The organism is Mycobacterium sp. (assembly GCF_035653355.1).
Lineage (GTDB): Bacteria > Actinomycetota > Actinomycetes > Mycobacteriales > Mycobacteriaceae > Mycobacterium.
On the sequence record NZ_DASRBZ010000153.1, the window covers coordinates 1 to 13,465 of the forward strand.

Here is a 13,465-nt window from a genome sequence, read left to right on the forward strand (position 1 = left end):
GCCCCGTCCGCCAGCGACGTCAGCGTCGTACTCATCTCATCCCAGCACCGGGCATGGAGCTCCCCAGATTGGCACCCCGACCTGATTAGCTCCCGTATTCTCCAGGGCCTGCGGAGGCAACACGCAAAGAAGTCGCGTTGCGCATCCAAAATGGCCTGCATATCCGGCCCGAAAGCGGTCGCCGCAAGCCCAGCCGACTCGACGAAGGCAATCAGGTCGGGTAGGACTGCCATGCGCGCTTCGTGACCTCGGCGCAGCAACTCACGGCTGACAGCGGCGCACGGCTCAACATCGCCGCGAGTTCCCCAGCTTGCCAGCACAAATTTCATCGCGATCCCGGCCTTTCAGTTGTCGTGCCCGTGGGCGACGTCAACCGCATCGCTAACCATCGCTGGTTCGTCGAGTGTCGGCCGCTACGATGTAAACCCCGAGGCACCTCACTCCTTGACGAAACAGTACATTCGGTACGAGAATTCGCCGTTTTGAAGTTCACGCGAGATCTTCAGCTGCCACTTGCTGACTAAAGACGCCGGAGTACGGCGATTCAGTTCCTGCCACCGCGGTACATTCGTCTCCACGCCGCGCGCGACATCCTTACTGATGTCCCTTTCCGAAACGAGCCGCATGGGGGCGTTGCGCAGCTCTTCCTCCCATTTGGCGATACGGTCGCGGCCGTAGCGGACATCGGCGTACAGAAAATGGCCTCCTGTACGCAACACGCGGGCCACTTCGGCGAGGAACCGGGGAAACGACGGGTAGTAGGACGAGGCTTCGATGTTGATTACCGCATCGAAGGATTGATTTGCGAAGGGCAGGTTCTCGGCGTCGCCTTGCACGAAATCCAGGCCGGCCAATCGGTGCCTTTTGCGGCAGAATTCGATGCCGGCCGGGTTCAGATCTAATGCGGTGTAAGAGGACGGGTGCAGGGTGCGAAAGAGGTACGAGGCTCCACCGCCATGGAAGCAGCTGACCTCCAGCACCTGTTTGCCAGTGAGATCGACCTGGGTCGCCACGCGGTGGTAAAGCTGGATACACAACCGGTTAGGCTCGTCGGACGCCTCCAGCGGCACGGCCATAGGGGGATCTTCCTCGTAGCCAAAGTTCATGAACACCAGATCATCGCCACCGAGGCGGGTAACGAGCGGATATTGGTACTTCGCGACGAACTTGGACGTTCCCAGGATGTTTGCAATGCGGTTTGTCAGGCTCACCAGTGGAGTATGAACGGATGTGCGGCGGCAACGCGGCCGAATGGATCACATAGGTTCCACGCTCGCAGGTGCCTCAGCAATCCAACGTGGGTTCGCGACCAGTCTCGAAACTGCCGACGACATTGCCGAGTTAGCGCTGTCTGAGTCGTTGCGGATCACAGTCACAAATGCCACGCCGGTAAGGTTCCGGCCATGTGGAGCTCACTGCTGGCGCTCACCGTTCTGGCGGCCCTCAACCCGGTGCGTCTCGGCGTCACGATTCTCGTGATCTCCCGACCACGGCCCGTAAAGAACCTGTTCGCTTACTGGGTCGGCTGTCTGATACCGAGTGTGCCGTACATGTTGGTTCCGCTGATGGTTTTGCACATCACGCCGATGTTTAAATCTTTTACACACGATTTGGCCAGCCCGACAACGGTCGTGGGCTCAACCGTCCGGCACATTCAAATCGGCATGGGTGCGCTCGCCCTAACTATGGCCGCGCTCATGGTGGTGCGCTTCTTGGCGCGTCCGCGGGAACCCCTGCCGAGATCGGGCGGCAATACGTCAACCGTGGTGCAGGACTCGAATACACCGACGGCAATCTCGCGGCTGTTGGGCCGCGCACGGGATTCGCCGACAGAGGAAGCATCGGTAATCCGGCGGCTAGTGCGCCGTGTCCACAAAGCATGGGAAAAAGGATCTCTGTGGCTCGCTTTCGTGATCGGCATCGGCTTTGGGCCACCGGCGCCCGAAGAGGTTGTATACGTCCTCGCAATCGTTGTGGCGTCGGGAGCAGGGGCCGCCACACAGGTTAGCGCCGCCTTAGTCTTCGTCATCGGGATGCTCGCGGCTGTCGAGATCACGCTCGTCAGCTATCTGCTCACACCAGCGAAAACCCAAGCGATAGTGCAACGGCTGCACGACTGGGCGCGGGCTCATCGTCGAAAGATCTTGGTAGCCATGTGCATAGTGGCGGGAGTCTCGCTGATGGCCAACGGCATCGGCGGCCTCTGAGCTGGTGGCTTAGACCACCGACCGCCCTACGAGCTGCCCTTCTGAGCTGAGAGTCGCGCGGGGCAATCAGAGCCTATGGCCGTGCAGGTCGATCAACCGACCCGTCGCACACATGCGAAGTCCTCCACCGAATCAGCGGCAGCCACGACGCTTTTGGCTGGTTTGCTCATTCGGGCGGCGATTTCACGGGCTCGGGTTACGTATTCGGGGCTCAGGATGGTGCGAAGATCCGCCACCAGCGATTCCTGCGTAGTGCTCGAAAATAGCCGCGCAGTACCAACTTTGAGTCGCTTGATCTGAGTTCCCCACAGCTTCTGATCGCCCCAGGTCGGAAGGATCAACGCGGGGACTCCGGCGCGCAGGCCCGCTGCAGTGGTGCCCACGCCACCGTGGTGCACAACCGCGCGGCAAGCCGGAAAGGCGGCCGCGTAATTCATCGTGCACACTACTTTGATCTGCTCACACTGGGCGGCATGGCTGAAATCACTCCAGCCGGCGCACACCAACGCCCGTTCGCCTAACTGTGCGCAGGCCTCACTGATCATTGCGATGGTGTCGGCCGGAGATTTGACCGGCATGCTGCCAAACCCGAAAAAGATCGGCGGTGTTCCCCTAGCGATCCAGGAGGCGACCTCCTCATCCGCATCGGTTGGCAACTCCATCGTCAGCGCGCCAACAAATGGCCGCTGACCATTGAATTTAGCCCATTCGGCTGCCAACCCGGGAAAGCACACCTCGTCGTAGGCCTGGATTTCCAGGGATCCACGGTCGGCGATCCGTTGCTGCGCGGGGCCCGTTGCCTTCGGCAGGCCCAGCTCATGGCGTTGTGCGTCCTCGATTCTTTTCGTTATAAGCCATTGCAGCCGCTCGCTAACCGTCATTACCGACCGGGTCAACGGCGACGGCAGGTTCGGTATGAGCTGGCCGTTGGTGCGCATCGGGAAGGTATGCAGTGTGGCCAACGGAATGTCGTAGTACTCAGCGACGTTGGCAGCAGACTGCTCGCCTATCACTCCGGTGAGCAGGAGGTCGGCCCCGGCCGCCAGCGAAGTCAGCGTCGCATTGACCTCCTGCCAGCACTGGGTAAACAACTTCCAATCCGCGCGCCCCAATCGGATTAGATCCCCGGTTCGCCAGGGGCTGCGGTATAAACGCGTCACAAAATCGCGGTGCACGTCCTGCCACACCCGCGCATCCGCTCCGTAAGCGACCGCAGATAGCTCAGCCGACTCGGCGAAGCCAACCATGTCGGGTGGGACGGCCACACGCACGTCATGCCCGCGGCGCTGCAGCTCCTGGCCCACAGCGATGCACGGCTCGACGTCGCCGCGAGTGCCATAGCTTGCCAGCACAAACTTCATCGCGGGTCCGACCCTTTCGGTGGTCGTGCACGTGGGCGACTCAGGGCATCGGTGATTATTCCTGTTTCTTACACTCTTGGCTGGGCGTTCGCCCATGTATTCGGCTGATCTTTCCCCGGTCGGGTCATCACCCAGCAACGATCCCCAGCCGCTGAACACCGAAGCTTCCACCGCGATGGGCCGGAACTCCAGCCGCGTCGGATGACAGCGGGTGGTAGCTTCGTGATTCGCCCAACCCGGGTGGAGCTTGGACCACCGCTGAGGAGCTCGATTTGGCTAACGGCGAGCTGGATGCGCGCGAGGCCGAACGCGTTCAGTGGGACGTAATTGTCGTGGGCACCGGGATGGGAGGCGGCATGCTGGGCAACTCGCTGGCCCGATCCGGCCGTCGGGTGCTGTTCGTCGAGAAAGGGCGCTCCACCCTCCCCGGGATGCCGGGAACCATTCGCTCCTTGATGCCGGAACTGGCCGAACCGCAGGCGGCCCGTTCTGCACAGGCCTACTACGACGCCTTGTCCCGAGCAGGGCGCTCAACGGACGAGATCGAAGACATCAGCGGGCGCTTTTCGCGGCGGTTTGTGCCGTTTATCGGCAGCGGGACCGGAGGATCGTCGGCTCTGTATGGCATGGTCTGCGAGCGATTTTTCGTTCGCGACTTCACTCCGCGGCAGAACTTCCGTGATCCCGGCGATTCCACCGTGCCAGATGCCTGGCCGATAACCTACGACCAGATGCGCCCTTGGTACACAGCGGCGGAGAAGCTGCTGGGGGTCCGCGGCCAGCCAGATCCACTTCGGCCCGAGGCGGCCGAGGTCGATCTGCTTCCGCCGCCGCCGTTTTCGGCAGACAACCAGCCGCTGGTCGACTACTTGGCCGGTCGCGGCTTGCATCCCTACCGCCTGCCGATGGCTTGCGATTACACCGATGGCTGTTCTGTGTGTCAGGGTTATCTCTGCCACCAGTCGTGCAAAAACGACGCTGCCCGCAATGGCGTGCTCCCCGCCATAGCCGAGCACGGAGCGGCTTTGCTATCGCAATGTCGTGCCGTACGCCTAGATGCGGACCGCAACCACGTCCGGCAAGTGATCTGCGAGCATCGCTCCGGCGTGCTGGCGCTGAAAGCCAAGGTGGTGGTGCTGGCCGCCGGCGCGCTGGCCACCCCGATGCTGTTGCTCAATTCCCGGTCAGGCGATTGGCCCCGCGGGTTGGCCAACGGCTCGGACTTAGTGGGACGCAACTTGATGCGCCATCTCATCGACTTGGTCGAGATCTGGCCGCAACCCGACCATAAGATCACCGCCGAAAACAAGGAGATCGGCCTGAACGATTTCTATTTCTTCGAGGGGCAAAAATACGGCACCGTGCAGTCATTCGGCGCGATGGCACCATTGGAGATGTTGGTCAACCGGCCCGGCTGGCGGCCGAGGATGCTGCGCCTGATGACCCCGGCGGCGCGCCGGATCTACGAGCGCTACTACACCGGCGGGCTGGTGCTGGCACCGATCATGGAAGACCTGCCTTATCTGGATAACCGGGTGCTGCCTTGGGATCGGCCAGGCTCAGATGGGCGCCAGCGGCTGCGAATTCAGTATCGTTTTCACGCCAGTGAGATCGAGCGCCGGGCGGTGTTTTTGCGGCAGTTGAAAGAGGTATTGAAGCCTTTCCGCAAAATCACCCTACGGGCCGCTGACAACAACGAGGCTTTGGCCCACGTCTGCGGCACATGCCGGTTCGGTTCCGACCCGAAAACCAGTGTGCTTGACGCACATAACCGGGCACATGAATTGGACAACCTATACGTGGTGGACGCCTCGTTCTTCCCTTCCAGCGCCGGTTTGAATCCCGCCCTAACGGTCGCAGCCAACGCCTTGCGGGTAGCCGCACACGTGAACCAAATGCACTTCGCGGCCTGAGAACCGGTAAGACGCCGTCGCGGGAGCCCCCGCCCGAGCCCAGCGCAGAGCATGTTGTGCGTAGCGTGCTATCAACTGCCCGAACGCATTAGCGCTCAAGCCGGCTCGCGGAGCGGGAGGCCGGCAGCGCGATAGATCGCATCGATGACGGCCATGTTCTCGACCGCGTCTTCCGGGGTCGTCTTCACCGGCTCGCCACGCAACACCGCTGCGGCGAAAGCGTCAAGTTGATACGCGTAAGAGGCCCTTCGCGGGAAGCGCTCTCTCCGATTGCCATGGCCTGATCGAATCGACAGCCGATGGAAAAACTGAGGTGTCGCCGGGTTGAGCACACGCAGCTCGCCGCGGTCACCAATCACCCTGGCGCTCAACCGCAACAGATCCGCCGACCACATCGAGCAGCGGACCCGACCGGTGTGTCCGCCCGCAAAGCGCAACTCGGCGGTCATCGCCCGGTCCACCTCAGGCTCACGCAGCTTCGCCTGTGCCGAAACGACTTCCGGCGTCGAGCCACCGAACGTGCGCACCATGTGGACGGCATAGCATCCGGCATCCATTGTCGCGCCACCGCCAAGGGAATAGTTGTAGCGGATGTCGGAGAACTTCGGGAGGGGGAAGCACAAGGCTGCCTCCACCCGTTCAAGTTTGCCCAGCTCTCCCGAGTCGATGATCTGCTCAATGCGCAACGTCAGCGGATGGTAGCGGTAATGAAATGCCTCCATCACAACGAGGTCTGACTTCCTGGCCAATTCGGCGATCTCGCGGGCCTCGGTGGCATTGGCAGTAAACGGCTTTTCGCACAGCACGTGTTTGCCGGCGGCAATCGCAGCCCGAGTCCACTTCCCGTGCAAGCTGTTCGGCAGCGGGATGTAGACAGCATCCAGGTCTGAATCGGCGATCAGCGCCTCGTAGCTGTCGTGCGCCCGGGCGATACCGTGTTTGGCGGCAAAGGCTTGAGCACGGGCTACATCTCGTGCGGCGACCGCCGAGACCATGACTTCGGCGTTTTCCCGGGCCGGCTGGACGAGTGCCAACGGTGCTATGCGGGCTGCACCCAGGATGCCGATCCGCACGAGGGTCCCGCGTCCAGACACGGACGCGATGCTAGCAGTTGATGAGTGTCACCTAGGAGAGACGACCAGGGTTCGGGCAGCGGGGCGCGCTGGCGGACGTCGGATTTCCGGTGCCTAGTTCTTGTGTGTGGATTCGACATTGCGAATCGCTTAGAGAAATGCGCCGGCGAGTGAGAAGTCGTTCAAGGTGCTCGAAAGCTCTTGTCGTAAGTCGTCATCCGAGTTGGAACGGCCCGGCTGATAAGCGGTGACCGAGACAAACACCTGTCGGTGCACTACTCCCGACAGCACCATCATGAGTCCGCCGAACCGGTCCATCATCGTCGTGGTCACTCCGGGGTACAGAAGCCGCCCGGCGACGCGGGCGGCATCTGTGCCATCTGGCCGTGCGGCGCCCGGGTTGATCAGACCGAGAGTAGATGAGACGACGGTGGTCGCATTGCCGCCGGGCCTGAACAGCCGCTTGGGCAAAAGGGGCAACAGCGGAAGGATAGCCATCATTGCGCGCTCTTCGTCGGGCTCCTGCCGGTGCTGAATTAGCGCTCGCTTGATTGCGGACCGGATCTCGCGCAAGTCCGTCGTGACAGCTGCAGGGTCGACTGTGATGTCGATATTGCCGGTGGCGTTGGCGCGAGTATCGCCGGGGGTGCGCTCGTCGACGGGGATCCGCACGGCGACCGAGCCGTCTGCAGTGACGCGTCCGACTCGTTGGGCGAGGCGGGCCGCCAACCCCGCAAGCAGCGCGCTGCCGGTCCCGCCGAGCGAATGTGCGCGGGCTTCCCACTCATCGGCGTCGACGAAGATCGTCGCCATTGGAAGCGTGATGGTTTCATCGGCGCCAGCGTGCAACGCCGGTGGCGTGGCTGGCCGCCGGGCTGCAGCTTCGGCGCCCCCGCGGCGACGCCGGGCCGACCGGACCGCGGTGGCGACGGCGCGACCCATTGCTGGGGTGTCGCGCGCGGTTTGGCGGGCGTCTTCACGCACGGCCTGCCACCGCCGGCGCGACCCGGCGGCAGGCCAGCTGATCGGGTCGTCGCGACCAAGCGCCGCATCCGCCAGCGCCTCGATGAGTCCCAGGCCGTCGGTGAGGCAATGGGAAATGACCAAGCTGACCCCGCCGCCGCCGTCGCTGAAGGGGAGCGCGGCAAGGTGCCATCCGGGGCCGTGCGCCGGATCCAATGGAGTGTTGGCCTGTTCGTTGAGCCAGGCATCGAATTCCTCACGTGGCCGGGGCGACCGGACGATCTCAATGTTTGGTGAGCCGTTGGGAGATATCCAGCGGTGCCGGCCGAACCGCAGTGGTGATGGTTCGATGCGGCGGGACAACCGTCCGCGCTGAAGATGGTCATGGAACTGCCGTAGGCCATCGATATCGATCGGACGGTCGTATGCCCAGAAACATTGCAGCAGGATGGTTACCCCTGCCACTCGCCCGAGGTCAAACAAAAACTGATCGAGCGGATCGAGTACGGTGTCCATTTTCTCAACGTACTTCCTACCACATGTCTAAGAAGTGTTACCCCTCTAAGGACGACGAAATCGCAGGTCACGCGCGACATTTCGGATACGGCTCGATGCTCCTTCCTCTGGATTCGTTAACGGTCCGAAATTTGGAGATGACAACGCATTGCGTCACAAGCTCACGTCAGCAGGAGGTTGCAAAGTCGATCCTGACGAGCTTCATTCTCCTTTGGCGACAGGCATTTCCGCGCGCAGCAAATCACGGCGACCGCGCGGTTTCGGTGATCAGCTGACACGTCGTCGGCGGGCGAAATCTTCTAGAAGGTCAGCGGCGGTGGTGATGCTTTCGGCCGGTGTGGTCATTTGGGAAGCGATCTGGCGGGCTCGGGCGGCGTAGTCGGGGGTCAGAATCGTGCGCAGATCGGCCACCAGGGATTGCTGGGTCGTGGTGGAAAAGCGTCGGGCAGTGCCGACCTGCAGCCGTTTGACCCGAGTTCCCCACAGCGATTGGTCGAGGTCGGTGGACAAGATCAGTTGGGGCACTCCGGCGCGCAGGCCCGCCGCGGTGGTGCCCGCCCCACCGTGGTGCACCAGCGCGGCACACGACGGGAAGGCGGCGGCGAAATTCATCGTGTCCACCACCTTGACGTGGTCGAACTGGGGGGCGTGGCTGTAGTCGGTGCCGGCGGCGCACACCAAGGCGCGCTGGTCTAGCTGGGCGCAGGCGGCGCTGATCATGGTCAGGGTGTCGGCGGCCGATTCGACGGCGATGCTGCCGAATCCGAAGAAAATCGGTGGTGTTCCCTCGGCGATCCAGGCGGCGACCTCCTGGTCGGCGTCGGTGGGCAACTGCAGCGTCAGCGCACCGACAAAGGGCCGCTGGCCGTTGAACCTGGCCCATTCGGCTGCCAGCCCCGGAAAGCAAACCTGGTCATAGGCCTGAATCTCCAACGATCCACGCTCGGCGATCCGACGCGGCGGTCGGGCTGTTGCTGTCGGCAGGCCCAGTTGACGGCGCTGTGCGTCGTCGAGTTTTTTCGCTATCTGCCATTGCGCCCATTCATTCACCGTCATTGCGGAGCGGATCAACGGCGATGGCAGGAATGGAACGAGTTGGCCGTTGGCCCGCACCGGGACGAAATGCAGCGTGGCCAGCGGGATATCGTAGTACTCCGCGACGTTCACAGCGGCGTCGTCGAAATTCAGGCCGGTGAACAGCAGGTCGGCACCTTCAGCCAGCGAGGTGAGCGTCGTAAGCACCTCCCTCCGCCACTGCATACCGAGTTCCCTAACTTCGCGCCCCAACCTGCGCAGCTTCTGGATCCTCCAGGGGCTGTGGACGAAACACGTCAGGAGTTTGCGCTGCGCGTCCACGAATGACTGCAACTCCGGCCCGTAGGCGGTTGGGGACAGGCCAGCCGACTCGGCGAAGTCAACCAGGTCGGGGGAGACTGCCACGCGCACGTCGTGTCCGCGGCGCAGGAGCTCACGGCCGACGGCGGCGCAGGGCTCGACATCGCCGCGAGTTCCATAGCATGCCAGCACAAATTTCATTGCGTGCCCTAGCTCATCACTTCCCGTGCGCGCGTTCTGCGAAATTGAAAGCAGCAACCGGCGGCCCGGGCGCAGCCGCGCAGCAGCATAACCCTGATACCGGTGCTGCCGACTATAAATTCAGAAGCAATGGCCAGCGCTCGCAGGGCCGCTCCACTAAGGAGATCGGCTGGTTGCGAGACGACGCCATCGCAGCGCATGACTCAATCGCGGGCTCCTGCTCATCGGTGGCGCGTGACCCCAGCATCGCGTGTAGATAATGGTCCACATGCTGCTTGCCATTAACGGGAAGCGACGCGCTCGCGCGACTCTTCGACACTGTGATTTCGACCAGCAGTCAATTTCTGATTCGATGCGTCGGTTCGAACCCACCAAAGCCCTCACCGCATCGTGCGGCGTCGGAGCCTGATCTGTGCCAGCTCGGATACGTCCTGCACGCTCATCATTCAAGAGCCAAGCATCCAATGGTGATGCGCGGCCGGACAAGCGGCTCGCGTTGCTGGACCAGATGCTGTTCGATAGCCATCGCGCCGCCGGCCAGAAGGAAATCATGCAGGTCGTGTGGGTTTATGAGCACGCTATTGATTTCGATGGGCTGCGTCGTTTTCACCACAATCTCGGTCATGGTTTGTTGGGACGACGCATTGAGCGTTCGCCGCTGCCGTTCGGCAGGCATCGGTGGGTGTTAGACCGGCGACCGTCCGAAATCGATATCGCCGAACACGCGCGCCCCCGGGCGGAACTCAGCGACTGGGCCGATGAACGCTCACAACTACCTGTAGATGCGGAATCGGGGCCGGGTTGGCACCTTGGCGTCCTTCCGCTTACAGATGGTTCGACCGCGGTCAGCCTCGTGGTGTCACACTACGTGCTCGACGGCCTGGGGCTTGTCGTTGCCCTGATCGATGCGGTCATGGGCAACACACGGGATCTTGGCTATCCACCGCCGCGTTCACGCAGCCCGCTGCGCGCGGCGGTTGAGGATGTCCGCCAAACAGTGCGGGATGTGCCGCAGGTTGCCCGGGCGGTCGGCGCGGCGGCAAAACTGGCCCGCAAGCAGGCCGGTCGGCGGCGCGATAATGGCCGATTACCAGCGTCGCGCCCCGTGGCCACCGGTAGCGACGACGGCAACGACGTGATCGTCGTGCCAGGTGTCACGATCTCTATTGACCTGGATGAGTGGGATGCCCGTGCGGAGGCTCTTGGCGGAACCAGCAACACGTTGGTCGGCGGGTTGGCTGCGAAACTCGGGGAGCACATGGGGCGCCGACGTGGCGATGACGGCGCCGTTACTTTGCAACTCCCGATAAGCGAACGCGCCGAAGGGGATACGCGCGCCGTCGCAGTGTCGTTCGCACGCGTCTGTGTCGACCCGACACGGGTGACGACCGATCTGCGCGATGTCCGCGCCGCCATCAACCAGGAGTTGACAAATCTGCGGCAGACGGGGAGCGAGCAGCAGCCCCTGTGGCTGACCCTCTTCATGCCGAAGCCGGTGCTGAAACGGCTGGCCGATGCGGCGCTTAGCGACCCTGAGCGCCCGGTGTTTTGTTCTAACCTCGGCGGGCTCGGCTCGGTGGTATGTCGCCTCGATGGCACTGAAGCCGAGTACGCAGCTGCACGTGGGCCTCGGCAACAGGTAAGGCGACAGTGGCTCGAGCGAATTGGCGGCCAATTGAACGTGCTGTCTATGCGCCTCGCCGGCAAGATTGTCATCACCGTCCTCGCCTACCAACCGGGTGCCAAGAACAACAAACCCGCTTTGCGTGAGCTGGTCGCCGAGACCCTGGCTGAGTTCGGTTTGACCGGCAAGATCGAGTAACGAATCGCCGGGGTCAGTGCCGCACGTCGAATGGTGCTGTCCGTGCTTGGCGAAGCAACTCGAGCGTCTTGCGCGCCAGCTCCCCCACCGCGGGCTGATCGAGCAGGGCGAGGTGGTCAGCAGCAAAACGATCCACCGTCAAGGTCCCGTTGTGGTATTCGTCCCAACCCAGTAAGTCTGCTTCCGCATAGTCTGCAGAGACCTCGCTGACAAACAGGTGCATCGGCACCTTATGGCCGGACTGCTGATAGCGCGATACGAGCTCGACGGCACCCCCATAGTCAAAGTCGTCGCGGCTTCGCCACAGCGAACTCGGGCCAGCGCGTAGCACCTGAATCGCGACTGCAGCGTATTTTGCCCACCGCTCACGCGCTGGCTGTTGGCGTAACCGGCGATGCTGCCATCGCAACGTCAGCGTCTCCCGCAGCGGTGGCGCCACAGTATCGACAACGGCTAACCAGACGACTTGCTGTCCGGCATCGACAGCTTGACGGGCCACTTCATACGCGATGAGCCCTCCCAGCGAGTAACCTGCCAGCGCAAGCGGACCGTCTGGCTGGCGCTTGCGGATTGCCGAAAGGGCTTGTTCGGCGTGCTGTTCAATGGTCACCGATCTGTCGAAGCGTCCACCTGGCTGCTCGGGGATCATCGCATGGACCGGCTGTGCAGGACCCCACTGTGCCGTGAAATGTCTCAGACTCATCGCCGACACAAGTTCGGAGAAGATGAAATGCAGCGGTGGCTCGGAGGTTAATTCGTCGAAACCGCTGGGGTTTTCGGCACCGATCAACTCGGCAAGTTCTGCGACGGTCCTGCCGTTCTCAAGGAACGCCGTAAGCGGCAGCGCGACACCAAACGCTCCCTGGACTTCGGTGATCAGCCGGGCCGCCAGCAACGAATGACCGCCCATATCAAAGAAGTCCAAATGGACGTCGGTTACCGGCCTGCCCAGCAGATCGGCCCACAGCACGGCGACGCGCCTTTCGGTGTCGTCGCGCGGATGCTGGGCGCCGACGCGGGCTGTGCCCCACCGCGGCGGTTCGGGCAGCGCCGCTTTGTCGAGCTTCCCACCTGCTGTGGTGGGCAGCTCACTGAGGTGCACGAACGCGCTGGGCACCATGTATTCAGGCAGACGGCGACGTAGCCACTCACGCGCCTCCGCGTCGCTTGGGCGCTCCGGCTCGCCGACGATATATGCGACCAACTGCTGCTCGCCGTTGCGCACCTCGCGAGCGACAACCGCGCAGGACCCCACGTCCGGGTGCTCACCCAAGATCGACTCGATCTCGGCGGGCTCTATGCGAAAGCCGCGGATCTTGAGCTGGTCGTCATAGCGGCCCAAGTGTTGTACCCGGCCGTCGGGCAAGAACCTGCCACGATCGCCTGTGCGGTAGATCCGCCCACCGCCATGGAATGGGTCGTCTCCGAATCGACGCGCATGCTCTTCAGGGCGATTGAAGTAGCCGCGCCCCACTCCCACACCGCCGATGGCGATCTCCCCGGGAACGCCGATCGGTTGGAGTCGCCCGCGGGAATCGATGATGTATACGCGCACGTTCGGCAAGGGTCTGCCCACCGTGACGGTCTCTCCCTCGAACACCCGCGCGACGTTGCTGACGACGGTGGTTTCGGTGGGGCCGTAGGCATTCCAGACCGTTTCGCACCGTTGTAACAGCGCCTCGGCCAGCCCGTGGGTGAGCGATTCGCCGGCACATACGACCGTGAGACGACGGTTGCCGCGCCAGCCGGCGGCGATGAGGGCTCCCCAGGTGGTCGGTGTCGCCATCATGTAGGTCGCACCGCTATCGGCGATAACCCGGCTCAAGGCAGCGGGATTCGTGGCCTGCGCTGCGGTGGCCAGCACTAAGCGCGCTCCACACGCCAGCGCACAGAAGATGTCGCCAACCGCCATGTCGAAGCTGATGGAAGCTACCGAGAGCACGGTGTCGGAGGCTGCGACGCCAAACTCGCGAAACATGGTGTGCATGAGGTTCGCAACGCCGCGATGCTCGATCAGCACCCCCTTGGGGCGACCCGTGGAACCGGACGTGTAAATCATGTAGGCCACGTCGTC

At 62.9% G+C, this 13,465-nt stretch carries 10 protein-coding genes; 3 read left to right on the forward strand and 7 right to left on the reverse strand.

Translation table 11 applies throughout. The features are described 5' to 3' along the window. Positions 1–329, reverse strand: a 329-nt coding sequence (locus VFA16_RS05080; protein WP_324966766.1) for a glycosyltransferase, incomplete at its 3' end; no start/stop codon positions are given. Between the two features lie 108 nt (positions 330–437). Continuing rightward, positions 438–1,211, reverse strand: coding sequence for a phthiotriol/phenolphthiotriol dimycocerosates methyltransferase (locus VFA16_RS05085; RefSeq protein WP_414687642.1), 774 nt, complete (start codon positions 1,209–1,211; stop codon positions 438–440). Positions 1,212–1,403: 192 nt separating this feature from the next. Between VFA16_RS05085 and VFA16_RS05090 the strand changes: the two genes are divergently transcribed. Further along, positions 1,404–2,207 (forward strand): GAP family protein, encoded by an 804-nt coding sequence (locus VFA16_RS05090; RefSeq protein WP_324966767.1) that lies wholly within the window; start codon positions 1,404–1,406, stop codon positions 2,205–2,207. Between the two features lie 92 nt (positions 2,208–2,299). On the opposite strand, the gene VFA16_RS05095 is transcribed toward VFA16_RS05090, so the two are convergent. Beyond that, positions 2,300–3,568 (reverse strand): glycosyltransferase, encoded by a 1,269-nt coding sequence (locus VFA16_RS05095; protein WP_324966768.1) that lies wholly within the window; start codon positions 3,566–3,568, stop codon positions 2,300–2,302. A gap of 272 nt (positions 3,569–3,840) precedes the next feature. Here VFA16_RS05095 and VFA16_RS05100 point away from each other — a divergent pair, with 272 nt between their 5' ends. Further along, positions 3,841–5,481: a GMC family oxidoreductase gene (locus VFA16_RS05100; protein ID WP_324966769.1), complete on the forward strand. Its 1,641-nt coding sequence runs from the start codon at positions 3,841–3,843 to the stop codon at positions 5,479–5,481. 95 nt (positions 5,482–5,576) lie between these two features. Here VFA16_RS05100 and VFA16_RS05105 read toward each other — a convergent pair whose 3' ends face one another. The 3 genes from VFA16_RS05105 to VFA16_RS05115 all read right to left on the reverse strand — a co-directional run bounded on the left by VFA16_RS05105 (position 5,577) and on the right by VFA16_RS05115 (position 9,569). Beyond that, positions 5,577–6,584 (reverse strand): Gfo/Idh/MocA family protein, encoded by a 1,008-nt coding sequence (locus tag VFA16_RS05105; protein ID WP_414687644.1) that lies wholly within the window; start codon positions 6,582–6,584, stop codon positions 5,577–5,579. Positions 6,585–6,704: 120 nt separating this feature from the next. Next, positions 6,705–8,033: a hypothetical protein gene (locus VFA16_RS05110; RefSeq protein WP_324966771.1), complete on the reverse strand. Its 1,329-nt coding sequence runs from the start codon at positions 8,031–8,033 to the stop codon at positions 6,705–6,707. A 267-nt stretch (positions 8,034–8,300) separates the two neighbouring features. Continuing rightward, entirely contained in the window at positions 8,301–9,569 is a 1,269-nt protein-coding gene (locus VFA16_RS05115) for a glycosyltransferase (protein ID WP_324966772.1), read from the reverse strand. A 412-nt stretch (positions 9,570–9,981) separates the two neighbouring features. On the opposite strand from VFA16_RS05115, the gene VFA16_RS05120 reads away from it, so the two are divergent. After that, a complete protein-coding gene (locus VFA16_RS05120; RefSeq protein WP_414687643.1) occupies positions 9,982–11,391 on the forward strand; it encodes a hypothetical protein in 1,410 nt (469 codons plus the stop codon). A 13-nt stretch (positions 11,392–11,404) separates the two neighbouring features. Here the strand turns inward: VFA16_RS05120 and VFA16_RS05125 are convergent. Further along, positions 11,405–13,465: AMP-binding protein (locus VFA16_RS05125; RefSeq protein WP_324966773.1), on the reverse strand; the 2,061-nt coding region annotated here is incomplete at its 5' end.